Annotated in this window: 25 protein-coding genes; 18 read left to right on the top strand and 7 right to left on the bottom strand. The window is 68.4% G+C overall.

The annotated features are described in order from the left end of the window. Positions 1–28: 28 nt before the first annotated feature. The 7 genes from HWX08_RS12525 to HWX08_RS12495 form a co-directional block, all read right to left on the bottom strand. On the bottom strand, positions 29–1,384 hold the full coding sequence (locus HWX08_RS12525; protein WP_174921813.1) for a zinc-ribbon and DUF3426 domain-containing protein: 1,356 nt from the start codon (positions 1,382–1,384) through the stop codon (positions 29–31). A 45-nt stretch (positions 1,385–1,429) separates the two neighbouring features. Then, complete coding sequence (gene prmA / locus HWX08_RS12520; RefSeq protein ID WP_069255716.1) at positions 1,430–2,332, bottom strand: 50S ribosomal protein L11 methyltransferase; 903 nt, start codon at positions 2,330–2,332, stop codon at positions 1,430–1,432. A gap of 2 nt (positions 2,333–2,334) precedes the next feature. After that, complete coding sequence (gene accC, locus HWX08_RS12515) at positions 2,335–3,702, bottom strand: acetyl-CoA carboxylase biotin carboxylase subunit (protein WP_069255717.1); 1,368 nt, start codon at positions 3,700–3,702, stop codon at positions 2,335–2,337. 84 nt (positions 3,703–3,786) lie between these two features. Further along, positions 3,787–4,260: an acetyl-CoA carboxylase biotin carboxyl carrier protein gene (gene accB / locus HWX08_RS12510; RefSeq protein WP_069255718.1), complete on the bottom strand. Its 474-nt coding sequence runs from the start codon at positions 4,258–4,260 to the stop codon at positions 3,787–3,789. Between the two features lie 66 nt (positions 4,261–4,326). Continuing rightward, complete coding sequence (aroQ, locus tag HWX08_RS12505) at positions 4,327–4,779, bottom strand: type II 3-dehydroquinate dehydratase (protein WP_011350880.1); 453 nt, start codon at positions 4,777–4,779, stop codon at positions 4,327–4,329. 194 nt (positions 4,780–4,973) lie between these two features. Next, positions 4,974–5,525, bottom strand: coding sequence for a TlpA family protein disulfide reductase (locus tag HWX08_RS12500; protein ID WP_069255719.1), 552 nt, complete (start codon positions 5,523–5,525; stop codon positions 4,974–4,976). Between the two features lie 7 nt (positions 5,526–5,532). Next, positions 5,533–6,177 carry a hypothetical protein gene (locus HWX08_RS12495; RefSeq protein ID WP_043191369.1) on the bottom strand — a complete coding sequence of 215 codons (645 nt, stop codon included), beginning with the start codon at positions 6,175–6,177 and terminating at the stop codon, positions 5,533–5,535. Positions 6,178–6,421: 244 nt separating this feature from the next. On the opposite strand from HWX08_RS12495, the gene mpl reads away from it, so the two are divergent. From mpl to HWX08_RS12405, 18 genes are all read left to right on the top strand, one after another. Then, on the top strand, positions 6,422–7,807 hold the full coding sequence (gene mpl / locus HWX08_RS12490; protein WP_174921812.1) for a UDP-N-acetylmuramate:L-alanyl-gamma-D-glutamyl-meso-diaminopimelate ligase: 1,386 nt from the start codon (positions 6,422–6,424) through the stop codon (positions 7,805–7,807). Then, on the top strand, positions 7,804–8,373 hold the full coding sequence (locus HWX08_RS12485) for a YqiA/YcfP family alpha/beta fold hydrolase (protein WP_069255721.1): 570 nt from the start codon (positions 7,804–7,806) through the stop codon (positions 8,371–8,373). Before mpl ends, HWX08_RS12485 begins: the two co-directional genes overlap by 4 nt. Before the next feature lie 80 nt (positions 8,374–8,453). Beyond that, the gene (locus tag HWX08_RS12480) at positions 8,454–10,550 is read left to right on the top strand and encodes a ribonuclease catalytic domain-containing protein (RefSeq protein ID WP_069255722.1); all 2,097 of its coding nucleotides are present in this window, start codon (positions 8,454–8,456) and stop codon (positions 10,548–10,550) included. Next, positions 10,547–11,413, top strand: coding sequence for a shikimate dehydrogenase (gene aroE / locus HWX08_RS12475; RefSeq protein WP_174921811.1), 867 nt, complete (start codon positions 10,547–10,549; stop codon positions 11,411–11,413). Before HWX08_RS12480 ends, aroE begins: the two co-directional genes overlap by 4 nt. Positions 11,414–11,427: 14 nt before the next feature. Continuing rightward, positions 11,428–12,165 carry a monofunctional biosynthetic peptidoglycan transglycosylase gene (mtgA, locus tag HWX08_RS12470; protein WP_107310114.1) on the top strand — a complete coding sequence of 246 codons (738 nt, stop codon included), beginning with the start codon at positions 11,428–11,430 and terminating at the stop codon, positions 12,163–12,165. Positions 12,166–12,603: 438 nt separating this feature from the next. Then, positions 12,604–14,211 carry a S10 family peptidase gene (locus tag HWX08_RS12465; RefSeq protein WP_069255725.1) on the top strand — a complete coding sequence of 536 codons (1,608 nt, stop codon included), beginning with the start codon at positions 12,604–12,606 and terminating at the stop codon, positions 14,209–14,211. 82 nt (positions 14,212–14,293) lie between these two features. Beyond that, the gene (locus HWX08_RS12460; RefSeq protein WP_069255726.1) at positions 14,294–14,695 is read left to right on the top strand and encodes an EF-hand domain-containing protein; all 402 of its coding nucleotides are present in this window, start codon (positions 14,294–14,296) and stop codon (positions 14,693–14,695) included. Positions 14,696–15,044: 349 nt separating this feature from the next. Continuing rightward, a complete protein-coding gene (locus HWX08_RS12455; RefSeq protein WP_069255727.1) occupies positions 15,045–15,944 on the top strand; it encodes an IclR family transcriptional regulator in 900 nt (299 codons plus the stop codon). Beyond that, on the top strand, positions 15,941–16,966 hold the full coding sequence (locus HWX08_RS12450) for a 2-dehydro-3-deoxygalactonokinase (protein ID WP_174921810.1): 1,026 nt from the start codon (positions 15,941–15,943) through the stop codon (positions 16,964–16,966). Before HWX08_RS12455 ends, HWX08_RS12450 begins: the two co-directional genes overlap by 4 nt. Positions 16,967–16,988: 22 nt before the next feature. After that, the gene (locus tag HWX08_RS12445; protein ID WP_174921809.1) at positions 16,989–17,666 is read left to right on the top strand and encodes a 2-dehydro-3-deoxy-6-phosphogalactonate aldolase; all 678 of its coding nucleotides are present in this window, start codon (positions 16,989–16,991) and stop codon (positions 17,664–17,666) included. After that, entirely contained in the window at positions 17,666–18,445 is a 780-nt protein-coding gene (locus HWX08_RS12440) for an SDR family oxidoreductase (RefSeq protein WP_069255730.1), read from the top strand. Before HWX08_RS12445 ends, HWX08_RS12440 begins: the two co-directional genes overlap by 1 nt. 102 nt (positions 18,446–18,547) lie before the next feature. Beyond that, entirely contained in the window at positions 18,548–19,543 is a 996-nt protein-coding gene (locus HWX08_RS12435; protein WP_069255731.1) for an arabinose ABC transporter substrate-binding protein, read from the top strand. Between the two features lie 67 nt (positions 19,544–19,610). Continuing rightward, the gene (gene araG / locus HWX08_RS12430) at positions 19,611–21,122 is read left to right on the top strand and encodes an L-arabinose ABC transporter ATP-binding protein AraG (protein ID WP_174921808.1); all 1,512 of its coding nucleotides are present in this window, start codon (positions 19,611–19,613) and stop codon (positions 21,120–21,122) included. Between the two features lie 69 nt (positions 21,123–21,191). Then, complete coding sequence (gene araH / locus HWX08_RS12425; RefSeq protein ID WP_069255733.1) at positions 21,192–22,208, top strand: L-arabinose ABC transporter permease AraH; 1,017 nt, start codon at positions 21,192–21,194, stop codon at positions 22,206–22,208. A 29-nt stretch (positions 22,209–22,237) separates the two neighbouring features. Further along, positions 22,238–23,053: an SDR family NAD(P)-dependent oxidoreductase gene (locus HWX08_RS12420; RefSeq protein WP_107310118.1), complete on the top strand. Its 816-nt coding sequence runs from the start codon at positions 22,238–22,240 to the stop codon at positions 23,051–23,053. Between the two features lie 49 nt (positions 23,054–23,102). Further along, positions 23,103–24,164, top strand: a complete 1,062-nt coding sequence (locus tag HWX08_RS12415) for an aldose 1-epimerase (RefSeq protein WP_174921807.1) — start codon at positions 23,103–23,105, stop codon at positions 24,162–24,164. A 39-nt stretch (positions 24,165–24,203) separates the two neighbouring features. Beyond that, positions 24,204–25,031 (top strand): orotidine-5'-phosphate decarboxylase, encoded by an 828-nt coding sequence (gene pyrF, locus HWX08_RS12410; protein WP_069255736.1) that lies wholly within the window; start codon positions 24,204–24,206, stop codon positions 25,029–25,031. Positions 25,032–25,275: 244 nt separating this feature from the next. After that, on the top strand, positions 25,276–26,334 hold the full coding sequence (locus HWX08_RS12405; RefSeq protein WP_107310120.1) for a phosphorylcholine phosphatase: 1,059 nt from the start codon (positions 25,276–25,278) through the stop codon (positions 26,332–26,334). Positions 26,335–26,352 lie beyond the last annotated feature (18 nt).

Genomic DNA, 26,352 nt, shown 5'->3' with positions numbered 1-26,352 from the left:
CGGGCGCGCATGTGCGCGCCGCGGCGCGTCACGGATAGAAAATCTGGACGCGGAAATTCGAGGCGGGCGTGCCGTTCGTGTCGACACGGACGACCATCGTCTGCGTCGTGCCGGGCGGCAGCCCGGCGTCGATCGGCGTGCCCGGGCGCACGTAGTCGCGCGGCGCGAGGACGCGGCGCACGGTCACGTGATTGGTGTCGTCGAGCAGCGTCAGCTCGAGCGACGGATACGCGAGTGCGACGCGGTAGCGGTTCGTCAGCGGCACCTTCAGTTCGAGTTCGCGCGGGCCGTCGAGCTGGCGCAGGTCGGTCGCGTCGAGCCGCAGGCCGTCGATCGCGCGCGGCGGCGCGACCGTGCAGCCGAGCGGTGCGCAGGCCTGGCGGAACCAGCCCTGCGTGACGGGCCAGTGGATCATCAGCGTTTCGCGCTGCCACCACGCGAGTTGCGCGACGAGCAGCACGGCCAGCACGCCGGCGACGACACCGCCCAAAAAGCCGCCGAGCATGCCGCGCCGCTGCGGCGCGCGCGTCTCGCGCGTGACGGCGAAGTGCGGACGATCGTCGTCGGTCAGCGCTGCGGGGAACGGAGCGGCAGGCGGTGCACTGGCGGCCGCGGCCAGCGTTTCGTCGTGCCGGATGGTGGCGGTGACGGGGCCGGCTTCGGCTTCAGCTTCGGCAATGGCCGGCGCCGGTGCGAACGCGAAACGCGGTTCGCGCGGCGCGCGTTCGTCTTCGGGCACGGTGAAGTGCGCAGAGCCGACGGGTTCGGCGGCGTCGCGACCGGTATCGGCATCCGACGGCAGGTGGGCGACGAAGCGGGGTTCACGCGGGTCGCGCTCGACGGTTGCGGCCGATGGTTCGTTGTCCTGCGGCGTGTGCGTCTGCGTTTGCGTCGATTCGTCTGGTTGCGCGATGGCGGCGGACGCGTCCAGCTCGGCCGGCGAGGACGCGAACGGTGCGGACGTGCCGGACAGGTGAACGACGCCGGCCGCCGTCGACGGAAGGGCGAGCGGCACCAGCGGCCCGGTGCGCACGGTCTCGACGCTGTGCTGCAGCGACGGATCGACGCCGGCGTCGAGCCACGGCGCCCACATGTCCCAGCCTTCGGGCTTGTAATCGGCGTTGGAACGCGACCCGACCGGCGCCTCGGTGGCGAACAGCCGGGCAGGCGCGGCCTGATGGAGAGCGTTGTCGTCGTCCGGCGCGGCAGCCGGCTCGGTCAGGGCCGGCTCGGACTGCTGCGCGTGCCCGGAAACGAGCGACTCGGCTGCGTTGAAGACTTCGTGGCAGTGCCCGCAGCGCACGAGCCCCTGATGCAGCGAGAGCTGTTCCTGCTGCAGCCGGAAGACGGTTTCGCAATGAGGGCAGCGCGTCGCAAGAAGCATGTCGAGCCGGGCGGCCTGCTGGCCAGAGTGAAGGACAGCGCTATTCTAAAGGCTTTCGCGCCGGGTTCCGGCAAGGCATACCCAACCTTCGTGTTCACGCCAGACCGAGATGTCGACGTAGCGCGCGTAGACGGCCGCGACTTCGTCCGCCTGGCGCGCGAGCACGCCTGACAGCGCGATGCGCCCGCCCGGCTTGACCTTCGATGCGAGCATCGACGCCATCAGCTTCAGCGGATTCGACAGGATGTTCGCGACGACGATGTCGAATTCGCCGTCCGGGCACGCATCGGGCAAACCGTACGTGACTTCCGCGCGGTTGCGCTCGCTGTTCTGGCGCGCCGATTCGACGGCCTGCGGATCGATGTCGATCCCGATCACGGGGTTCGCCCCGCATTTCTTCGCGAGGATCGCGAGAATGCCCGAGCCGCAGCCGTAATCGAGCACCGACTGGCCGGGCTTCACCGACTGCTCGAGCCATTCCATGCACAGGCGCGTCGTGGGGTGGCTGCCGGTGCCGAATGCGAGGCCGGGATCGAGTTCGAGGACGAGCGCGTCGGGATCGGGTGCATCGTGCCACGACGGCACGACCCAGATCCGCTCGCCGATCGGGATCGGCTCGAACTGCGATTGCGTGAGCCGCACCCAGTCCTGTTCCTCGACTTCGCGCACGGTGAACGTCGGCGTCGTGGCGACGCCGATTTCGTTCGCGGCGGCCGCGAGCAGCACGGCCGGCTCGTGATCGGCCGCGAGCAGCGCGACCACGCGCGAGTGCTGCCACGCGGTGCGATCGGGCACGAGGCCCGGCTCGCCGAAGAGCGGCTGTTCGTCGGGCGTGTCGGCGTCGGCGTCTTCGACCGACACCGACAGCGCGCCGAGTTCGAGCAGCGCGTCGGACAGCGCCTCCGCATGCTCACGGGCCAGTTCGACGACGAGTTCGCGATAGCTCATGCTTACGCTTCTTCCGGTGCGACCTGCTGCTTCTGGGCGAGCCGGTTTTCGAGGTAGTGGATGCTGGTGCCGCCTTCGACGAACTTCGAATCGATCATCAGCTCGCGGTGCAGCGGGATGTTGGTCTGGATGCCTTCGACGACCATTTCCGACAGCGCGATGCGCATCCGGCTGATCGCCTGCTCGCGCGTCGCGCCGTAGGTGATCAGCTTGCCGATCATCGAATCATAGTTCGGCGGCACGAAATAGCCATTGTAGGCGTGCGAATCGACGCGCACGCCGGGGCCGCCCGGCGTATGCCACGACGTGATCCGACCCGGCGACGGCGTGAACTTGAACGGATCTTCGGCGTTGATCCGGCATTCGATCGCATGGCCGCGGAACTGGATGTCGCGCTGGCGCAGCGTGAGCTTTTCGCCGGCCGCGATGCGGATCTGTTCCTGCACGATGTCGACGCCCGTGATCAGCTCCGATACCGGGTGCTCGACCTGCACGCGCGTGTTCATCTCGATGAAGTAGAACTCGCCGTTTTCGTACAGGAATTCGAACGTGCCCGCGCCGAGATAGCCCATCTTCTTGCATGCGTCCGCGCAGCGGTCGCCGATGCGGTCGATCAGGCGGCGCGGAATGCCGGGCGCCGGCGCTTCCTCGATCACCTTCTGGTGGCGGCGCTGCATCGAGCAATCGCGCTCGCCGAGCCAGATCGCGTTCTTGAACGCGTCGGACAGCACCTGGATCTCGATGTGGCGCGGGTTCTCGAGGAACTTCTCCATGTACACCTGCGGGTTGCCGAACGCACGGCCGGCTTCCTCGCGGGTCATGTTGACCGCGTTGACGAGCGCGGCCTCGGTGTGCACGACGCGCATCCCGCGCCCGCCACCGCCGCCCGCCGCCTTGATGATGACCGGATAGCCGATCGCGCGCGCAATCTTGACGATTTCTTTCGGATCGTCCGGCAATGCGCCTTCCGAGCCCGGCACGCACGGCACGCCGGTCTTGATCATCGTCTGCTTCGCGGTGACCTTGTCACCCATCATGCGGATCGTTTCCGGGCGCGGGCCGATGAACGTGAAGCCCGACTGCTCGACGCGTTCCGCGAAATCGGCGTTCTCGGACAGGAAGCCGTAGCCGGGGTGGATCGCCTCGGCGTCGGTGACTTCCGCGGCGCTGATCAGCGCCGGCATGTTCAGGTAGCTCAGGTTCGACGGGGCCGGGCCGATACAGACGGCTTCGTCCGCGAGGCGCACGTACTTGGCTTCCTTGTCGGCTTCCGAGTAGACGACCACCGTCTTGACGCCGAGTTCGCGGCACGCGCGCTGGATGCGCAGCGCGATTTCACCGCGGTTGGCAATGAGGATTTTTTCAAACATAGCGAGTATTCGTCTCTTCGAGGGGCGCGCGAACGGCGCCTGGCGAGCATCGGCGGCGCGCGGCACGCAGGCCGCGCGGCGGGCTTAGCCGATCACGAAAAGCGGCTGGCCGTATTCGACGGCCTGGCCGTTCTCGACGAGGATTTCCTTGATCACGCCGGCCTTGTCCGACTCGATCTCGTTGAGCAGCTTCATCGCTTCGATGATGCAGATCGTCTGGCCTTCCTTGACCGAGTCGCCCACCTGGACGAACGGGTCCGCGCCCGGCGACGGCGCGCGATAGAACGTGCCGACCATCGGCGACGTCACGACGTGGCCCTGCGGGGCGGCCGGCGCGGCAGCGGCGCCTGCGACCGGCGCGGCGGCGCCGTCGGTCGGCAGCGGCGCCGACGGAGCGGGCGCGCTGACTTGCGGGGCATACCCAGCCGTCGGCTGCACGTAGACCGGCGGCGCGTTCTTGACGATGCGCACCTTGCCTTCGCCTTCCGTCACTTCCAGCTCGGAGATGCCGGATTCGGAAACGAGGTCGATCAGAGTTTTCAGCTTACGAAGATCCATCGGGAATTCCCCTTTCAATACGTGAAAGCGCCGGTTAGCGGCCGGCGCTGAATCTAGATCGCGAAATCAGCCGCGCGACGTGCCTTGCAGCTTGTCCAGCGCGTACTCGAGCGCGTACAGATAACCTTTCCAGCCGAGCCCGCAGATCACGCCTTCGGCCTGGTCGGAAAAGTAGGAGTGGTGCCTGAACGCTTCGCGGCGATGCACGTTCGACAAGTGAACCTCGACGAACGGGATGCCAACGCCGGCGATCGCGTCCCGGATCGCGACGCTCGTGTGCGTGTACGCGGCCGGATTGATCAGGATGAAATCGGTCTGTTCCTCCCGCGCGGCCTGGATGCGGTCGACCAGCGCACCTTCATGATTGCTCTGGAACGACGACAGTTCGGCGCCGGCTTCCCGGGCGCGCGCGGCAAGCGCCTGATCGATCTGGGCGAGCGTGACGCGGCCGTACACCTCCGGTTCCCGGGTGCCGAGAAGGTTCAGGTTGGGGCCGTGCAGCACCAGCAATCGTGTCATGGTCGCTTCTATTTCTGCGGAATTGCGCGAACTTTAGCGCTATTTAGAGAAATTTGTCTAGTTTCGCCGAACGGCCGGGCGCGCCGGACCTGCAAGAATTACCGGTGCGCGCGCAAAGTATCGGCGAATTCACGCGAAATTGCGGCGATCAACGGGCAAACCACTGACAACGTGCGGGCCGCCGTTCGCGCGGCTTACAGCGCGTCGAGCGTCTTTTTCAGCTCGGCCGGTTGGATTTGTCCCAATTTTGTCTCGCGAATCTTGCCGCTTGCGTCGATGACGACCGTAAACGGCAGCGCGCCGGCGGTATTTCCGAAATTGCGGGCCAGATCGGCGCCCGCATATCCGCTGACGAAAACCGGATAGTCGACCTTCACCTTCTGCAGAAAGTTCTTCACGTTCTGCTCGGAATCGACGCCGATCCCGACGAAACGGATGCCCTTCTGCCTGTACTGATGCGACAGCGCGACGAGCTCCGGCATCTCCTCGACGCACGGGCCGCACCACGACGCCCAGAAATTGACGACGACCTTCTGGCCCTTGAAGGCGGACAGCGTGGCCGGCTTGCCGTCGGTGCCAGTCAGCGACGCGGCCCACAGCTGGTCGACCGGGCTGCCCTGGGCGGTGGGCGCGGCGACGGCGACGCCGTCATCGGCGGTGCCGCGGAACCAATGGCCGGCGGCGAGCCCGCCGGCAACGGCGGCGGCCGCGACGACCGCGAGCGCCAACATGCGTTTCATCATCATCGTTGAATCATTCCGGTTCGGAAGGGGCCTTGCCTGCTTCGACGAGCGCGCGCAGCGCGGCGGCGTCCGCGCGCGCGACCCGGCCGCGCGCGTCGGCCTTGACCGCGCCGCGCAGGTCGTCGCTCGCATAGAGCGCGAGGTGGATGCCGATCGCGTCCACGTCGCGCCGCGGGCGCCACAGGAAACTGAGCGTCTCGACGTCGGCGCGGCCCGCGAAGTGCCGCGTCTCGGAGACGTCGTACTGGACGTTCTGGTTCAGCAGGTAGATCGCGACGTCCTTCGGGTTGTCGGTGAATGCCTGCAAATGGATATCCGAATGCGCGTTCGCGGTGCCGTTCAGCACCGCACCCGTCACATAAGGATGGAACTCGGCGAGCCGGCGCATCCAGTCGAGCGCGACTTCGCGCAGGCGGCGCAGTTCGTCCGGCTGCGTGTCGCTCTGGAACAGCGCGAGGTACTCGCGCAGTTCTTCCTCGATCTGGTCGTTATCCGGCAGCCATTCGCCGGCAACGCGCGTATCGCCCAGCAACTGGCGCGCGGCCTTGCGTTTCGCGCCGGCGTAGTCGAGGCCGTCCTCCGCGATCAGGCGCGCGGCGGACTGGGCGATTTCCTCGCGGACGCGCCGCGGGTCGAGAAGGGTTTTGCGAGACATGATCCAGCAATCATACTCGATCGCCGTAGCGCCAGAGCGGGGGTGCGGCGGGCCGCCGCCCGGCGTGCCGGCGCCGTCCGCGCTGCGTTCGGGCCGCCGGGCACGGCAGGCCGTCAGTTACAATAGTGACCTTTGTGTCGCGGCAAAAGCCGTTGACCGGGCGCCGGCCGCACGGCCCGTCCGGCGCGCCGCGCACGCACCCTTTCCGAATCGACGGCGCCCGGCGGCGCGAAAGCATTCATCTATGCACATCCACATTCTTGGCATCTGCGGCACCTTCATGGGCGGTCTCGCCGTACTCGCGCGCGAGGCGGGCCACACGGTGACGGGCTGCGACGCGGGCGTCTATCCGCCGATGAGCACGCAGCTCGAGGCGCAGGGCATCACGCTGATCGAAGGCTACGGTGCCGAGCAGATCGACCTGAAACCGGACCTGTTCGTGATCGGCAACGTCGTCACGCGCGGCAATCCGCTGATGGAAGCGATCCTCGATCGCGGCCTGCCTTACGTGTCCGGCCCGCAGTGGCTCGGCGAGCACGTGCTCGCCGGCAAATGGGTACTCGCGGTCGCGGGCACGCACGGCAAGACGACCACGTCGTCGATGCTCGCGTGGCTGCTGGAGGATGCCGGCCTGAACCCGGGCTTCCTGATCGGCGGCGTGCCGCTGAACTTCGGCGTGTCGGCGCGACTCACCGATTCGAGCTTCTTCGTGATCGAGGCCGACGAGTACGACACGGCGTTCTTCGACAAGCGCTCGAAGTTCGTCCACTATCGGCCGCGCACCGCGGTGCTGAACAACCTCGAATTCGATCACGCCGACATCTTCCCGGATCTCGCCGCGATCGAGACGCAATTCCACCATCTCGTGCGCACGGTGCCCAGGGTCGGCCGGATCGTCACGAACGGCCGCTCGGACGCGCTCGAGCGCGTGCTGGCGCGCGGCTGCTGGAGCGAGGTCGAGCGCTTCGGCGTCGACGGCGGCTGGCAGGCGCTGCCGGCCGAGGACGGCGTGCCGGTCGACGAGCGCTTCGCGGTGTATTCGCACGCCGAGCGCGTCGGTGAAGTCGCGTGGCAGGTGCAGGGCGACCACAACCGGATGAACGCGCTCGCGGCGATCGCGGCCGCGCGTCATGTGGGCGTGCCGCCCGCGCAGGCGGCCGCATCCCTCGCGTCGTTCCGCAACGTGAAGCGGCGCATGGAAGTGCGAGGCAGTATCGACGGCGTGACCGTCTACGACGACTTCGCGCACCATCCGACCGCGATCGAAACCACGATCGCCGGCCTTCGTGCGCGCATCGGCCGCGAGCATGCCCGCATCCTCGCGGTGCTCGAGCCGCGTTCGAACACGATGAAGCTCGGCGTGATGAAGTCGCAATTGCCGGCGAGCCTCGCCGATGCGGATCTCGTGTTCGGCTACGGCGCACCGACCGGGCGCGACGCGCTCGGCTGGAATCTGGCCGACGCGCTCGCGCCGCTGGGCGAGAAAGCGCACGCATTCGACGATCTGCACCTGCTCGTGAAATCCGTCGTCGCCGCCGCGCGCCCGGGCGACCACGTGCTCGTGATGAGCAACGGAGGCTTCGGCGGCGTGCACCAGAAGCTGCTCGATGCGCTCGGGAGTCGCACGTGATTCTGTATCTGCACGGCTTCCGGTCGTCGCCGGCCTCGCAGAAGTCGCGCCAGCTCGCCGCGCGCATGGCCGAGCTCGGCCGCTCCGACGAGTGGCGGTGCCCGTCGCTGTCGGTGTCGCCGCTCGAGGCGATCGCGGTCGCGGAAGCCGAGGTGGCCGGCGCGCGCGACGTGACCGTCATCGGCAGCTCGCTCGGCGGCTATTACGCGACGTGGCTGGCCGAGAAGCACGGCTGGAAGGCCGTGCTGCTGAATCCGGCCATCGTGCCGCAGCGCGATCTCGAGCAGCATCTGGGCGAACAGCCGCTGTACCACGGCGGCGGCACGATCGTCGTCGAGCGCCGCCATCTGCATGAACTCGATGCGCTGCGCGTGCCGGCGATCACGCGCGCCGAACGCTACTATCTATTCGCGGCGACCGGCGACGAAGTGCTCGATTACCGCGAGATGCTCGCGCATTACCCGGGCGCGAAGACGCGCGTGATCGAAGGCAGCGATCACGGGATCAGCGAATTTGCCGACTATGTCGACGACGTTCTCGCGTTTTGCGACGCCAAGACGTCCTGAACCGGCCACGTGCCGATTGAATTCCCATCATCATGCGGCGCCGCCGACGCGGCGTCCGGCAGTCTGAACGAGAGTACTGAGTGAACGTTTTCTTCGAGGAATCGGGCAGTTTCAAGGCGGGCAGCGTGCTGTCGCGCCAGGGCGACGCGTTTCAGGTCGAGTTGCCCGGCGGGCGGCGGGCCAAGGTGCGCGCGAAAGACGTGCTGATCGAGTTCGACAAGCCGGCCGCCAGCGAACTGATGCAGGAGGCCGACACGGCCGCGCAGCAGATCGATCTGGATTTCCTGTGGGAATGCGCGCCGGCCGACGAGTTCGCGTATACGTCGCTGGCCGCGGAATACTTCGGCGCGACGTACGGCCCGGTCGAACGCGCGGCGCTCGTGCTGCGCCTGCACGGCTCGCCCGTCTACTTCCGCCGCAAGGGGCGCGGCCAGTATCAGCGTGCGCCGGAAGAGCAGCTCAAGATGGCGCTCGCGTCGCTCGAGCGCAAGCGCCAGCAGGCGCTGGTGCAGGTGCAGTATGAAGAGGAACTGAAGGCCGGCAGGCTGCCGGACGCGTTCGCGGGCAAGGTGCTCGGGCTGCTGACGCGACCCGACAAGAACTCGATCGAATACAAGGCGATGGAAGCGGCGGCCGGTGCGCGCGGCGTATCGCCGGCGCGGCTGATGCTCGACTGCGGCGGCATCGCGTCGCCGCGCGCACTGCACGAGGCGCGCTTTCTCGCGGAGTTCTTCCCGCACGGCACCGGCTTTCCGGCCGTCACCGTCGGCCCGCTGCCGGACGATCTGCCGCGCGCGGACGTCGAGGCATTCTCGATCGACGACGTCACGACGACCGAAATCGACGACGCGTTCTCGGTCGAGCACCTGTCCGACGGCCGCGTGAGGATCGGCGTGCACATCGCGGCGCCGGCGCTCGGCATCGTGCGCGGCGACGCGGTCGATGCGATCGCGCGTGCGCGCCTGTCGACGGTCTACATGCCGGGCGACAAGATCACGATGCTGCCGGACGACGTCGTCGACGTGTTCACGCTGAAAGAGGGCGATTACCGCCCGGCGCTGTCGCTGTACATCATCGTCAACCGCGAAACGCAGGAAATCGTCGCGAACGAAACGCGCGCCGAGCTCGTGTTCGTGAAGAACAACCTGCGGCACAACCACCTCGACGAACTCGTCACCGAAGAGACGCTCGCGGCCGGCACCGGCGACTATCCGCACAAGGACGACATCGCCGTGCTGTGGCCGCTCGCGCAGGCGCTGTTCGAGAAGCGCCAGGTCGCGCGCGCGGGCTACGGCCTGAAGCGCGAGGTGCAGCGCAACACCGACTACAACTTCTACGTCGAAGGCGAGCACGTGTCGATCACGCCGCGCCGCCGCGGGTCGCCGCTCGACCTGATCGTGTCGGAGCTCGCGATCCTCGCGAACTCGACCTGGGGCGCGTTCCTGCACGACCACACGGTGCCGGGCATCTACCGCTCGCAGCGCGGCTTCGGCGCACCGGGCCCGAAGCGCACGCGGATGCAGACGACGGCCGCGCCGCACGAAGGGCTCGGCGTCGCGCAGTATGCGTGGAGCACGTCGCCGCTGCGCCGCTATGTCGACCTCGTGAACCAGTGGCAACTACTCGCGTGCGTGCAGCACGGCGTCACTGCGAAGCTCGCCGCGCCGTTCAAGCCGAAGGACGCCGATCTGTACGCGGTTGTGCAGGGTTTCGACGATACGTATACGGCCTATGCCGACTACCAGCGCCGGATGGAATATTTCTGGTGCCTGCGCTGGCTCGCGCAGGAGCAGAAGAAGCAGGTCGTCGCGAGCGTCGTGAAGGGCGATCTCGTGCGCCTCGAGGAAATTCCGCTGCTGCTGCACGTGCCGGGGCTCGGCGTGCATGCGCGCGGCACGCGCGTGCTGCTCGACGTGATGTCGCTCGACGAGCTGACGATCGAGGCGTCGGTGCGGCTGCTGAACGTGCTCGACGCGCCGACCGTGACGAGCGGCGACGCGGCCGACGACGAGGATGACGCCGAAGGCGGCGACGACACGCTGGTCGACGCGGAAGACGCGTCGGCGGAAACCGAGGCCGAAGCGCTGGCGGAAGCGGACGGCACGGCCGCCGGCGAGAACGGTGAAGGCGGCGAAGCCGCGAGCGGCAATGCCGACGAAGCGGGGCGCGCATCATGAACGCGGTTGTGTCGAAGCGCGGCGCCGACCGCTACGTGGTGTTCGGCAATCCGGTGGCGCACAGCAAGTCGCCGTTCATTCACACGCAGTTCGCCGCGCAGACGGGCGAGCCGGTCGACTATACGCACCGGCTCGCGCCGCTCGACGGTTTCGACGCCGCGGTGCGCGCGTTCGTTGCCGAAGGCGGCCGCGGCGCGAACGTGACCGTGCCGTTCAAGCTCGAAGCGCATGCGCTGGCCGACACGCTGTCGCCGCGCGCGGCGGCGGCGGGTGCGGTCAATACGCTGCGCATCGACGCCGACGGCCGCATCCACGGCGACAACACCGACGGCGTGGGCCTCGTGCGCGACATCGAAACGAATCTCGGCGTGTCGCTGGCAGGCGCACGCATCCTGCTGCTCGGCGCGGGCGGTGCGGCGCGCGGCGTCGTGCTGCCGCTGCTCGACCGCGCGCCGCTGTCGATCTCGATCGTGAACCGCACCGCGAGCAAGGCCGAAGCGCTCGTCGGCCAGTTCATGCAGGCCGCGCACGATGCGGGCTGCACGCTCGCGGGCGGCGGCCCGGACGTCGTGCGCGCGGCGCCGTACGACGTGGTGATCAACGCGACGGCCGGCAGCCTCGATGCCGCGCTGCCCGAGTGCGACGCGGCTGCGTTCGGCGCGGGCACGCTCGCGTACGACATGATGTACGGCGCGCAGCCGACGGTGTTCATGCAGCATGCGGCGTCGCTCGGCGCGCGCACGGCCGACGGGCTCGGGATGCTCGTCGAGCAGGCGGCCGAATCGTTCTTCATCTGGCGCGGCGTGCGGCCGGACGGCGCACCGGTGCTGGCGGCGCTGCGCCAGGCGCTCGCGGCGAGCTGAGCGGAGCGCGGCACGTGGCGGCAGTGAGCGGCACGCAGCACACGCGGACGGTGAGCCCGACCCGCTGGATCGTCTATGCGGGATCGGTGTTCGCGGGTGCGTGGCTCGCCACGCAACTGTTCTATCTCGCGCAGATCGCGCTGTGGTCGTTCGTGAACCCGGGCTCGACCGCGTTCATGCGTACCGACGCGTGGTGGCTGTCGCGCGCCACGCCGCCCGCGCAGATCCAGCACCAGTGGGTGCCGTACGACCAGATCTCGCGCAACCTGAAGCGCGCGCTGATCGCGTCGGAAGATTCGACCTTCGCGACCAACAACGGCTACGACGTCGACGCGATCCTGCAGGCGTGGGAGAAGAACAAGGCGCGCGGCCGGATCGTCGCGGGCGGCTCGACGATCACGCAGCAGCTCGCGCGCAACCTGTTCCTGTCGCGCGAGAAGAGCTACATCCGCAAGGGGCAGGAGCTGATCATCACGTGGATGCTCGAAACCGTGCTCGACAAGGAGCGGATCTTCGAGATCTACCTGAATTCGGTCGAGTGGGGGCGCGGCGTGTACGGCGCCGAAGCGGCCGCCCGCTATTACTACAGGATTCCCGCGAGCAGGCTCGGCGCGTGGCAGTCGGCGCGTCTCGCGGTGATGCTGCCGAAGCCACGCTGGTTCGACGCGCATCGCGGCTCGGCGTACCAGGCGCAGCGCGCGGCCGTCATCGCCCGCCGGATGGGCGCGGCGGAACTGCCGCAATCGGAGTAAGCGGCGCGCTCGCGCCGTTGCATCGACCGTTTCGCCGTCCGGGCATCACGCGCGGGTCGTTGCTGCGCTGCAGCGCATGCATGTCGCGCGCATGTCGGGCCACATCCTTTAGACGAATCCGTCTATTTCGTTTTGCTGATCAATGCCGGCCGCCGCTCGATTTTGTTAGTCGATATGGCACGAAATTCGGCGATTTTTAGTCGTCCCGGATAAACGCGAAACGTCGATGAAAGGCACGTGAAATGCAACGTTTCGCGAATCGAAGCATTCCTGAAAGGTGTGCACCGCACCGCTCGCCGGCCAAATATTTCAAAATTTTTCAAAGCTGACGGGCTCGCGTATATTGGCCGGCGCCTCGGCTTATCGGCCGCAATCGAGGCGGGGGGCGGCTTATCCGGCTGCTCGACACGAAAAACATCCGAGAGAAGGAAAGCAACGATGCCAGCGAGCAAAGCGAAGCTGTTGTTGGGGGTGGTGTTTTCTTCGCTGATTCTGACGGCCTGCAACGACGACGTGACATCGTCCGCCGCCGCGAGCGCCGACAATTCAGCCGATCCCGGTCAGGTGGACCGGGCGTACAACGATCCGAACCGTTATTCGTCGAGCGCGAACGCGTCGCTCGACGCCTCCGCCGCGGTCGAAAAGGCCGCCGTCACGCATCACCAGATCACGCTGAACGGCAAGACGATCCGCTACACGGCCACGGCCGGCCACCTCGTCGCGCGCAATCCGCAGACCGGCGCACCCGAAGCGTCGTTCTTCTACGTCGCCTATACGGCCGACAACCAGCCCGCGGCGAAGCGGCCCGTCACGTTCCTGTACAACGGCGGCCCCGGCTCGGCGTCGGTGTGGCTGCATCTCGGCTCGTTCGGCCCGCGGCGGATCCAGACGGGCGACCCGAACGCGAACACGTCGACGTTCCCGTTCGTCGACAACCAGGAAAGCCTGCTCGACACGACCGATCTCGTGTTCGTCGACGCGATCGGCACCGGCTTCTCCGAAGCGGTCGCGCCGAACACGAACCAGACGTTCTGGGGCGTCGACCAGGACGGCGCCGCGTTCCGCGATTTCGTGACGCGCTACCTGAGCGTGAACCAGCGCAACGCTTCGCCGAAATACCTGTTCGGCGAATCGTACGGCACGCCGCGCACCGACGTGCTCGCGAACCTGCTCGAAACGGCCGGCGTGAAGCTCGACGGCATCGTGCTGCAGTCGTCGATCCTGAACTACAACACGAACTGCGACATGGCGAGCGACTACATCGGCAACTCGAACAACGGATCGAGCCCGGTGAGCTGCGCGGGCTTCGTGCCGTCGTACGGCACCGTCGGCGCGTACTACCAGCTCGACAATCCGAACCCGTCGAACCTGCCGCAGTACGCGGACCAGATGCGCCTGCTGACGGCCGGCAGCTACGCGCCCGCCGTGAACGCGTACCTGGCGAGCCATACGCCGCCGCCGCCGTCCCTCGTCACGACGATGGTGAATTCGACCGGCGTGAAGCAGTCGCTGTGGAATGCGGACTTCAACGTGGTGCCGACCTTCTTCGACAACAGCTTCCAGCTGGCGCTGCTCCCGGGCACGCTGATCGGCCGCTACGACGCGCGCGTGAACGTGCCGGTGTCGAGCCCGCTGGCCGCCGACGGCGACCCGTCGAGCACGTACATCACGCAGCCGTTCACCGACACGATCGGCAAGTACCTGCCGAACGAGCTGAAGTACACCGCGCAGTCGGCGTATTCGTTGAGCAGCAACGCGATCAACACGTGGGACTGGACGCATGACGGCCTCGCGATGCCCGACACGATTCCCGATCTCGCCGCGGCGCTCGCGCTGAATCCGCAGCTGAAGGTGCTGTCGCTGAACGGGTATCACGACATCGCGACGCCGTTCTACCAGACCGAGCTCGACCTCGCGCGGCTCGGGACGCAACCGAACCTGACGATCAAGGACTATCAGGGCGGACACATGGTCTATCTCGACGATACGTCGCGTCCGCAGGAGAAAGCCGACCTCGTGACCTTCTACAACACGGCCGCGCACTGATGCGATGCGCAACGCAGGCGACGAGCGCTTTCGGTGGCGCCGCGCCTGCCGTCGACGACCTCATTCCAGACTGGAGCCTGATATGAAGAATCGTTTCATCGTCGTTGCCGCGGCGCTTGCCTGTGCCGGCGCCGCACTATCCGTATCCGCGTTCGCGCAGGCGAGCGACGCCGCCGCGCCGGCGCGCGCGCGCCAGGCGCAGCTCGGCGATCCGTACGTGCCGCCGGCCGCCCGCAAGCCGACCGCCGGCACGCAGACGACCGGCGCCGCGCTGCATGCGCAGGTGGTGCGCAAGCTCGCGCGGCAGTTCAGCGCGGCCGACGCGCAGAACACGGGTTCGATCACCGAGGCACAGGCCCGCGCGGCCGGCCTCGGCTACGTCGCGAACCACTTCCGGCAGATCGACTCGGGCGGCAGCGGCCGCGTGTCGTTCGCGGACGTCCAGCGCTACATGCAGGCACGCAGCACGACCAGCCAGCAGTAAGCGCGCGCCGCGTTGAGCAAACGGGGGCGGAACCTGCGACACGGCGGGTTCCGCCCCCGTGCACATGGCGACGCCGTTGCGTCGCGGACGCGGCGGCTTCGAGCCGAATTCTCATTATCTGGGCAACGCATTCAAATATTGGAGACGAGTGCGTGCGCTCCTACAATCCGAAGCACATCGACAGCTTCGGACCCACGCATCGCGCGGCGCCCGACGCATACGGAGACACCTTCCATGAAGTTCGCCGGGCGCTTTACTCGGTGCATCGACCGCCGCCTCGTCGCGATGCCGGACCCCGTTCCGGCGGCGCGCGAACGGCTTCACCGATTCCGTTGAAGAAGCCCGCCCCATGACCAAGATGCCCGACACACTTGCATTCGACGCCCGGCGCGCGACGCGGGACGATGCGTCGCTGACCGACAGCATCGGCGCGACCAGCACGCCGCTCGACCTCGCCGCGCAGCAGGCCGGCACGCAGACGCTGCTGCGCGGCCTCGCGATCCTCGAGGCGATCGCGAACGGCGCGCGCGACATGCGCGCGATCGGCGCCGCGCTCGGCACGACGCGCAGCACGACGCATCGCCTCGTCAGCAGTCTCGTGCAGGCGCGCTATCTGCGCCAGGTGCAGGGCGGTTATCTGCTCGGCCCGAAGCTGATCGAACTCGGCACGATCGCGCTCGAGCAGATGCCGCTCACCGCGGTCGCGCGCCCGCACCTCGAAGCGCTCGCGGAAGCGACGCTCGACACGATCCATCTCGGCGTGCGCGACGGCGACGACGTGCTGTACATCGACAAGATTCCCGGCACGCGCGGCCTCGAGATGCGCTCGCGCGTCGGTCATCGGATGCCGCTCGCGTCGACCGGCATCGGCAAGGCGATGATGCTCGACACCGATCCCGACACGTGGCGCTCGCTATTCGAGGCCGCCCGGCGTGCGCTCGCCGGCGTCAGCTTCAAGCCGGACAACCGGCCCGACACGAGCGCGTTCCTGCAGCGCATGGCGCATTACGCGGCCGGCGGCTACACGTTCGACCTCGAGGAGAACGAGGCGTCGATCCGCTGCGTGGCCGCGCCGATCCGCGACGCGTCGGGGGCGATCGTCGCGGCCGTGTCGGTCGCGAGCACGATTCCGTACATGCCGCACGACCGGATGGACGAACTGATTCCGCTCGTGCAGCGCGAAGCGCGAGCCATTTCCGCGGAACTGGGCTGGAGCCCGCCGCAGGGTACCCGCAGGATCAAACGATGACGACTTCGACCCGGCCCGCTCCGGATGCCAGCTCCGCCCTCCCGTCGCTGATCGCGCTCGACTGGGGCACGACGTCGCTGCGCGCGTACCTGTACGACGCGCACGGCGCGATCATCGACACGCGCAGCCGCGCGGCGGGCGTGATGCACGTCCCGGGCAGCGGCGCGCGCGCGTTCGACGCGGTGTTCGAGGAAGCGTGCGGCGACTGGCTCGACCGCACGCCGGGCCTGCCGGTGCTCGCCGCCGGAATGGTCGGCAGCGCGCAGGGCTGGCGCGAGGCGCCGTACGTCGCGGTGCCGGCCGGCGCCGACGCGCTCGTCGCGGGTCTCATCACCGTGACGACGTCGCGCGGCGCGACGCTGTCGATCGTGCCGGGCGTGATCGCCACCGGCGAATTGCCCGACGTGATGCGCGGTGAAGAAACGCAGATAGTCGGCGCACTCGCGCATGATCCCCTGCTTGGCGCCGATCGTTCAGGGGTCCTGATCGGCTTGCCGGGTACCCATGCGAAATGGGCGTGGGTGAGGGACGGGCTGATCGAGCGCTTCCAGACCTTCATGACGGGCGAGCTGTTCGCGGTGCTGCGCGACCACACGATCCTCGGCCGCACGATGCGCGCCGGCGCGTCGCCCGATCGCGCGGCGTTCGTGCGCGGCGTCGCGGTCGCGCGCGGCGCGCGGCACACAGGGCTGCTCGCGACGATCTTCAGCACGCGCACGCTCGGCCTGACCGACCGGCTCGCACCCGATGCGCAGGGCGACTACCTGTCCGGCCTGCTGATCGGGCACGAGCTCAACGCGCTCGATGCGATGCTCGCGGAGCGCGGCATCGCGCTCGCGGACCAGCCGCTGCTGCTGATCGGCGACGACGGCCTGTGCGCGCGCTACACCGATGCGCTCCGGGAATTCGGCCACCCGCACGCGCGCGTCGTCGCGCATGCGACCGAGCACGGCCTGTGGCGGATCGCGTCGCGCGCCGGGCTCGTGCGCGCGGACGGCGAGCCCGTCTGCGCCAACCCATGAACTGCTTGCAGAGGAACCTTCGATGCCGTCCGACCTGACCTTGCCCGCACCGTACACGCCTCACGCCGCACTGATGCGCGCGTTCGACGCGTGCCCGCTGATCGCGATCATGCGCGGGGTCCAGCCTGCCGAAGCGGCCGACCACGGCCATGCGCTGTACGAAGCCGGCTTCCGGATCGTCGAGGTGCCGCTCAACTCGCCCGATCCGTTCGACAGCATCGCCGCGCTGCGGCGCGCGCTGCCCGACGACATGATCGTCGGCGCGGGCACCGTGCTGCGCGCCGAACATGTCGATCGCGTGCAGGATGCGGGCGGCGCGCTGATCGTGATGCCGCACAGCGACGCGGCCGTGATCCGCCGCGCACGCGAGCGCGGCCTCGCGAGCGCACCGGGCGTCGCGACGCCGACCGAAGCGTTCGCCGCGCTCGCGAACGGCGCCGACGTGCTGAAGCTGTTCCCGGCCGAGCAGCTCGGCGTGCAGGTCGTGAAGGCATGGCGCGCGGTGATCGACCGCGCGGTGCCGCTGATTCCGGTCGGCGGGATCACGCCCGAGAACATGCAGCCGTTCCTCGACGCCGGCGCGAACGGCTTCGGGCTCGGCTCGGCGCTGTATCGCCCCGGCCAGTCGGCCGACGCGACCGCGGCGAATGCGCGCGCGTACCAGGCCGGCCTGCGGGCGGCGCGCGGCGGAGCCGCATGATGGGCCGTCTTGCGGACAAGGTCGCGATGGTGACGGGCGCGGGCCGCGGCATCGGCGCCGCGATCGCGCGCGCGTTCGTTCGCGAGGGCGCGGCCGTCGCGCTCGTCGATCTCGACTTCCCGCAGGCGCAGCGCACGGCCGCCGCGATTGCGCACGACCTCGCCGGCGCGCGCGTGCTGCCGCTGCAGGCGGACGTCGCGCGGCAGGACGCGGTGCGCGATGCGCTGGCGCGGACCGAGGCGGCATTCGGGCCGCTCGACGTGCTCGTGAACAACGCGGGCATCAACGTGTTCGCCGATCCGCTGACGATGACCGACGACGACTGGCGCCGCTGCTTCGCGGTCGATCTCGACGGCGTGTGGCACGGCTGCCGCGCGGCGCTGGAGGGCATGGTCGAGCGCGGTCGCGGCAGCATCGTGAACATCGCGTCGACGCACGCATTCAGGATCATCCCGGGCTGCTTTCCGTACCCGGTCGCGAAGCACGGCGTGCTGGGCCTCACGCGTGCGCTCGGCATCGAATACGCGGCGCGCAACGTGCGCGTGAACGCGATCGCGCCGGGCTACATCGAGACGCAGCTCACGCGCGACTGGTGGGACGCGCAGCCCGATCCGGCCGCCGCGCGCGCCGACACGCTCGCGCTGCAGCCGATGAAGCGGATCGGCCGGCCCGAGGAGGTCGCGATGACGGCCGTGTTCCTCGCGTCCGACGAGGCGCCGTTCATCAATGCCGCATGCATCACCGTCGATGGCGGGCGGGCGGCGCTGTATCACGACTGACGCAACGATTCGAAAGACCGCACGTGCGACGGCCGCGCGCACGCTGCGTCGAAACCAACAAGCGGCTGCATCCTGTTCGATGAAAACAAGGAGACACTGGAGATGAAACGCAGAACGTTCGTCACGCTGGCCGCTGCGGCCGCGGTGGTGCTGGGTAGCCCGGTTGCGCACGCGGCCGACCCGGTCAAGATCGGCTTCCTGGTGAAGCAACCGGAAGAGCCGTGGTTCCAGGACGAGTGGAAGTTCGCCGAAATCGCGGCGAAGCAGAAGGGTTTCACGCTCGTGAAGATCGGCGCGCCGTCCGGCGAGAAGGTGATGAGCGCGATCGACAACCTGTCCGCGCAGAAGGCGCAGGGCTTCATCATCTGCACGCCCGACGTGAAGCTCGGGCCGGGCATCGTTGCGAAGGCGAAGTCGCACAACCTGAAGATGATGACGGTCGACGACCGCCTCGTCGACGGCGCGGGCAAGCCGATCGAGTCGGTGCCGCACATGGGGATCTCCGCGTACAACATCGGCAAGCAGGTCGGCGACGGCATCGCGGCCGAGATCAAGAAGCGCGGCTGGGACATGAAGGACGTCGGCGCGATCGACATCACGTTCGAGCAGTTGCCGACCGCGCATGACCGCACGAGCGGCGCGACCGACGCGCTGGTGGCCGCCGGCTTCCCGAAGGCGAACGTGATCGCGGCGCCGCAGGCGAAGACCGACACCGAAAACGCGTTCAATGCGGCGAACATCGCGCTCACGAAGAACCCGCAGTTCAAGCACTGGGTCGCGTACGGCCTGAACGACGAGGCCGTGCTCGGCGCGGTGCGCGCGGCCGAAGGGCGCGGCTTCAAGGCGGACAACATGATCGGGATCGGCATCGGCGGCTCCGACTCGGCGTTGAACGAGTTCAAGAAGCCGCAGCCGACGGGCTTCTACGGCACCGTGATCATCAGCCCGAAGCGCCACGGCGAGGAAACCTCGGACCTGATGTACACGTGGATCACGCAGGGCAAGGCACCGCCGCCGCTGACGCTGACGACCGGCATGCTCGCGACGCGCGAGAACGTGTCGAAGGTGCGCGACGAGATGGGGCTCGCATCGAAGTAAGCGGCCCGCCGGCTGCCGCGGCGATGCGGCGGCCGGCGGTCGATCGATCAGGAAGTGGGGAGACGACGTGTCAGCGGCACTGCGTTTTGACAATATCGGCAAGGTATTTCCCGGCGTGCGCGCGCTCGACGGCATCTCGTTCGACGTGCATGCGGGCGAGGTGCATGGCCTGATGGGCGAGAACGGCGCGGGCAAGTCGACGCTGCTGAAGATTCTCGGCGGCGAATACCAGCCCGATGCGGGCGGCGTGCTGGTCGACGGCCAGCCCGTGCAGTTCGCGAATGCGGCCGCGTCGATCGCGGCCGGCATCGCGGTGATTCACCAGGAGCTGCAGTACGTGCCCGACCTGACGGTCGCGGAAAACCTGCTGCTCGGCCGCCTGCCGAATGCGTTCGGCTGGGTGAAAAAGCGCGAGGCGAAACGCTTCGTGCGCGAGCGGCTCGCCGCGATGGGCGTCGACCTCGATCCTGACGCGCGGCTCGGACGGCTGTCGATCGCGCAGCGGCAGATGGTCGAGATCTGCAAGGCGCTGATGCGCAATGCACGCGTGATCGCGCTCGACGAGCCGACCAGCTCGCTGTCGCACCGCGAGACCGAGGTGCTGTTCAAGCTCGTCGACGACCTGCGCGCGCAGGGCCGTGCGCTGATCTACATCTCGCACCGGATGGACGAGATCTACCGGCTCTGCGATGCGTGCACGATCTTTCGCGACGGGCGCAAGATCGCGTCGCACGAAGCGCTGGCCGACGTGCCGCGCGAGCGGCTCGTCGCCGAGATGGTCGGGCGCGAGATTTCGGACATCTACCATTACGCGCCGCGCGCGCTCGGCGACGTGCGCTTCGCCGCCGAAGGCATCGACGGCCCGGCACTGCGCGAACCCGCGAGCTTCTCGGTGCGCGCGGGCGAGATCGTCGGGTTCTTCGGGCTCGTCGGCGCGGGCCGCAGCGAACTGATGCGGCTCGTGTACGGCGCGGATCATCGACGCGCGGGCGTGCTGACGCTCGACGGCAAGCGCATCGACGTGAAGCGCACCGGCGACGCGATTCGCCACGGCATCGTGCTGTGCCCCGAGGACCGCAAGGAAGAAGGGATCATCGCGATCGCGTCGGTCGCGGAGAACATCAACATCAGCTGCCGCCGCCATTCGCTGCGCGCGGGGCTCTTCATCAACCGCAGGGTCGAAAGCGAAACGGCCGACCGTTTCATCCAGCGGCTGAAGATCAAGACGCCGAACCGGCGCCAGAAGATCCGTTTCCTGTCGGGCGGCAACCAGCAGAAGGCGATCCTGTCGCGCTGGCTCGCGGAGCCCGACCTGAAGGTCGTGATCCTCGACGAACCGACGCGCGGGATCGACGTCGGCGCGAAGCACGAGATCTACGACGTGATCTACCGGCTCGCGGAGCGCGGCTGCGCGATCGTGATGGTGTCGTCGGAGCTGCCGGAAGTGCTCGGCGTGTCCGACCGCATCGTCGTGATGCGCGAAGGCCGGATCGCCGGCGAGCTGCCGCGCGAGCAGGCGAACGAACACGCGGTGCTGAGCCTCGCGCTGCCGCAGACGAGCGCGGTCGAGGCGGCCTGACGCTTAATACGACATTCGAATCGAACACGCGCGGCGAGCGCCGCGCGATGCAGGAGCAGGAGACACATCATGCAAGTCAACGAAAACCTGGGCCGCGCAGCCGTGAAGCAGACGGCCGACGCGCTGGTGCCGCAGCAGAGCGAGCGCCAGAAGTGGTGGCAGCATCTGACCGAATACAGCCTGATCGCGATCTTCGCGGTGATGTTCATCACGATGTCGCTGACGGTCGATCACTTCTTCTCGATCGACAACATGCTCGGGCTCGCGCTGTCGATCTCTCAGATCGGCATGGTCGCGTGCACGATGATGTTCTGTCTCGCGTCGCGCGACTTCGACCTGTCGATCGGCTCGACCGTCGCATTCTCCGGCGTGCTGTGCGCGATGGTGCTGAACGCGACCGACAACACGTTCGTCGCGATCGTCGCGGCGGTCGCGGCGGGCGCCGCGATCGGCTTCGTGAACGGCGCGGTGATCGCGTACCTGCGCATCAACGCGCTGATCACGACGCTCGCGACGATGGAGATCGTGCGCGGGCTCGGCTTCATCGTGTCGAAGGGGCAGGCGGTCGGCGTGTCGTCGGATACGTTCATCGCGCTCGGCGGGCTGTCGATGTTCGGCGTGTCGCTGCCGATCTGGGTCACGCTGCTGTGCTTCATCGGGTTCGGCGTGCTGCTGAACCAGACGGTATACGGCCGCAACACGCTCGCGATCGGCGGCAACCCGGAGGCGTCGCGGCTCGCGGGGATCAACGTCGAACGCACGCGCGTGTACATCTTCCTGATCCAGGGCGCGGTAACCGCGCTGGCCGGCGTGATCCTCGCATCGCGCATCACGTCGGGCCAGCCGAACGCCGCGCAGGGCTTCGAGCTGAACGTGATCTCCGCGTGCGTGCTCGGCGGCGTGTCGCTGATGGGCGGCCGCGCGACGATCTCCGGTGTGGTGATCGGCGTGCTGATCATGGGCACCGTCGAGAACGTGATGAACCTGCTGAACATCGACGCGTTCTACCAGTACCTCGTGCGCGGCGCGATCCTGCTCGCGGCCGTGCTGCTCGACCAGCTGAAGAATCGCGGCGTCCGCGACTGACCCGATCCGCTCTTACGGAGACGAACCGCATGACCATCGACACTTCCGCGCACGCGCCGCATGCCGCGAGCACTGCGCGCTACGCACGCTATCCGAGCCTCGAGGACCGCGCGGTGCTGATCACGGGCGGCGCGACCGGCATCGGCGCGGCGTTCGTCGAGCACTTCGCGCAGCAGGGCGCGCGCGTCGCGTTCGTCGATCTCGACGCGGCGGCCGGCACCGCGCTCGCCGAAAGCCTCGCAGCCACACCGGACGTTCGTCACGCGCCGCTGTTCATCCAGTGCGACCTGACCGACATCGACGCGCTGCGTCATGCGATCGACGCGATCCGCGCGCGGATCGGCGCGATCGCGGTGCTCGTGAACAACGCGGCGAACGATGCGCGCCACGCAATCGGCGACGTGACGCCCGCATCGTTCGACGCGGGCATCGCGGTGAACCTGCGCCACCAGTTCTTCGCCGCGCAGGCGGTGATCGACGACATGAAGCGGCAGGGCGGCGGCGCGATCGTCAACCTCGGCTCGATCAGCTGGATGCTGAAGAACGGCGGCTATCCGGTCTACGTGATGGCGAAGGCGGCCGTGCAGGGGTTGACGCGCGGCCTCGCGCGCGACCTCGGCCCGTTCGGCATCCGCGTGAATTCGCTGGTTCCCGGCTGGGTGATGACCGACAAGCAGCGCCGGCTGTGGCTCGACGACGCGGGCCGCGCGGCGATCAAGGCCGGCCAGTGCCTCGACGCCGAGCTGCTGCCCGCCGATCTCGCGCGGATGGCGCTGTTCCTCGCGGCCGACGACAGCCGGATGATCACCGCGCAGGACGTGATCGTCGACGGCGGCTGGGCCTGACCGTTCGCACGACCCGCATCGTTTCTTCGACGAAGGAAAGGAGTTCACCATGACCGCCACGTCCTCGCGCGCATCGTCGTCCACCAGCCAGTCGCGCCGAGCGCGCCTGGCCGCCGCCGCGCAGCCGGTCAGCCCCGGCCCGCAGACGGCCGCGTTCGCGCAGGGCGTCGGCGCCGCGCATGCGGCGGCGCTCACGCTGTCGAACGCGTCGCTGCGGCTCGACGTGCTGCCGCATCTCGGCGGCGGCATCGCGCGCTTCGACTGGCGCGGCGACAACGGCGCGCTGATGCCGGTGTTCCGCCGCTGCGAGCACCCGGAGACGGCGACCGACCCGAACGAGCTCGCGTGCTACCCGCTGCTGCCTTACTCGAACCGGATCGGCGACGGGCGCTTCGAGTGCGACGGGCGCAGCGTCGCGGTGCCGCGCAATCGCCGCGACGAGCCGCTGCCGATCCACGGCGACGGCTGGCTCGCGCCGTGGCAGGTGGACGATGCGACCGGCACGTCGCTGCAACTGTCGCTCGATCGGAGCGCCGGCGCGCCGTATGCGTTTCGCGCGATCCAGACGTTCGAACTCGACGACGCGACGCTGTCGATCGCGCTGACGATCGAGAACGCGGGGCGGACGCGGCTGCCGTTCGGGCTCGGCGTCCATCCGTTCGTCGTGCGCGATACGGTGACCGAGCTGGCGGCGGCGGCCGGCGGGCTGTGGCTGTCGGGCGCCGATTTCCTGCCGGTGCGGCACGTGAGCGTGCCGCCGGCCTGGCAGTTCGGCGTCGCGTATCCGCTGCCGGCCGCGCTCGTCAATCATGCGTTCACCGGCTGGGGCGGCCGGGCGACGGTGAGCTGGCCGCGCCGCGGGCTGTCGCTGACGGTCGCGGCCGACGCCGACGTGTACGTGCTCTATACGCCGCCCGGCGAGGATTTCTTCTGCTTCGAGCCGGTCGATCATCCGATCAATGCGGTGAACCTGCCGGGCGGCGCGGCCGCGCACGGGATGACGCTGCTCGGGCCCGGCGAGCGGCTCACGCGGCGGTTCGCGTTCACCATCGAGCGCGCCGATGCGCGCGGCAATGCCGCTTCGCGCGAAGGGCGCCGTCGACGCGGGTAAAATACGCGGTCTACCAACGGTTTGCCGCGAGTACCCGCCATGTCTTCCCCGCTTACTTTCATCGAATCGCTGCGCGCCGCGTGGCAGCGCACGAATTCGCTGCTGTGCGTCGGCCTCGATCCCGAGCCGTCGCGCTTTCCCGTGCAGTTCGACGGCCAGCCCGACGCGATCTTCGAATTCTGCCGGCAGATCGTCGATGCGACCGCGCAGTATGCGAGCGCGTTCAAGCCGCAGATCGCGTACTTCGCCGCGCACCGCGCGGAAGACCAGCTCGAGCGGCTGATCGCGCACATCCACCTCCAGCATCCGGGCCTGCCCGTGATCCTCGACGCGAAGCGCGGCGACATCGGCAGCACGGCCGAGCAGTACGCGCGCGAAGCGTTCGAGCGCTATCGCGCGGACGCCGTCACGGTGAACCCGTACATGGGCTACGACTCGGTCGAGCCGTACTTCGAGCACGAAGGCAAGGGCGTGATCGTGCTGTGCCGCACGTCGAACCCGGGCGGCTCGGATCTGCAATTCCTCGACACGAACGGCCGGCCGCTGTACCAGGTCGTCGCCGATCTCGCGGCGAACCGGTGGAACGCGAAGAACGGCCAGCTCGGCCTCGTGGTCGGCGCGACGTTCCCGAAGGAAATCGAGATCGTGCGCGGGATCGTCGGCGACATGCCGCTGCTGATCCCCGGCATCGGCGCGCAGGGCGGCGACGTGCAGGCGACCGTCAACGCGGGCCGCACGGCCGACGGCACCGGCATGATGATCAACTCGTCGCGCGCGATCCTGTACGCGAGCAAGGGCGAGGATTTCGCCGAAGCCGCGGCGCTCGCCGCGCAGAAGACGCGCGACACGATCAACGCGCATCGCTGATCGGTTGCAACGGCGGCCCGGGCAACGCGCCCGGGCCGCCGGCTCCGGCCGGCTCGCCCGCGCGGGCACGGCCGCTTTCCTTCCGCTTCCCTTCCTCTTCCCGCGCCTTCCGTCCGCCCGGCGCGTCACTGGCGCACGCTGACAACTTCCCGTCGCTTCCGCACCGCATCCCCGCACGCCAATCGCGCGATGCTGCCGCTTGTCATCGATCCGTAACGATAACGTCAAGAAAGGGAGTGATGCCATGCCCAAGCTGTCCCGCCGTCTGCTGAGCGCGTTCGCCGCATCGCTGTGCATGACATTCGCCCATGCGGCGGATCTGTCGCACTGGCCGGCCGACAGCGCGAAGGCGCTGAACGCGATGATCGCCGCGCACGCGCACCGCGGCGACTACGCGGTGTTCGATGCCGACAACACGACCTACCGCTACGACCTCGAGGAATCGCTGCTGCCGTACCTCGAGAACCACGGCGTGCTGACGCGCGACACGCTCGACCCGTCGCTGAAGCTGATCCCGTTCAAGGACTCGGCCGACTACCGGGAGTCGTTGACGAGCTATTACTACCGGCTGTGCGAGATCGACGACCTGGTCTGCTACCCGTGGATCGCGCAGGCGTTCGCCGGACAGTCGCTGGCCGACCTGAAGCGCCACGTCGACGCGATGCTCGCCGACGGCAAGCCGATCCCGATCCGCTACTGGCAGGGCGACAAGGTGGTCGACGGCACGGTGAACCCGCCGCGCTTCTTCCGCGGGATGCAGGAGCTGTACAACGCGCTGCGCGAGAACGGCATCGACGTCTACGTGATGACGGCCGCGCACGAGGAGCTCGCGCGGCTCGTACTGTCCGACCCGAAGTACGGCTACAACGTGAAGCCGCAGAACGTGATCGGCGTGACGACGCTGCTGCGCAACCCGGCGACCGGCGCGCTGACCACGTCGCGGCTGCAGATCAAGGCCGGCAAGTACGACGAGGCCGCGAACCGCAGCCTGGTGATCACGCCGTTCCTGATGAACCCGATGACGTGGTACGAAGGCAAGCTCGGTTCGATCGTCGGCTGGATCGACCAGTGGAAGAAGCCGGTGCTCGTCGCGGGCGACACGCCCACTTCCGACGGCTACATGCTGCTGAACGCGACCGACGTCGCACGCGGCGGCGTGCGTGTGTGGGTGAACAAGAAGGACAAGCAGATGGCGCAGATCCGCGCATGGTCGGACGAATCGGCCGCGCAGCAGAAGGCGCTCGGCCTGCCGGTCACGGCGGACAAGAACTGGATCGTCGTGAAGCCCGACGCGATCCAGTAAGCGGGCACGCGGGGCGGG

This window comes from Burkholderia metallica (assembly GCF_902832845.1).
GTDB lineage: Bacteria > Pseudomonadota > Gammaproteobacteria > Burkholderiales > Burkholderiaceae > Burkholderia > Burkholderia metallica.
Note: the sequence above shows the minus strand (reverse complement) of the source record. Positions and strands in the feature narration are given on the sequence as shown.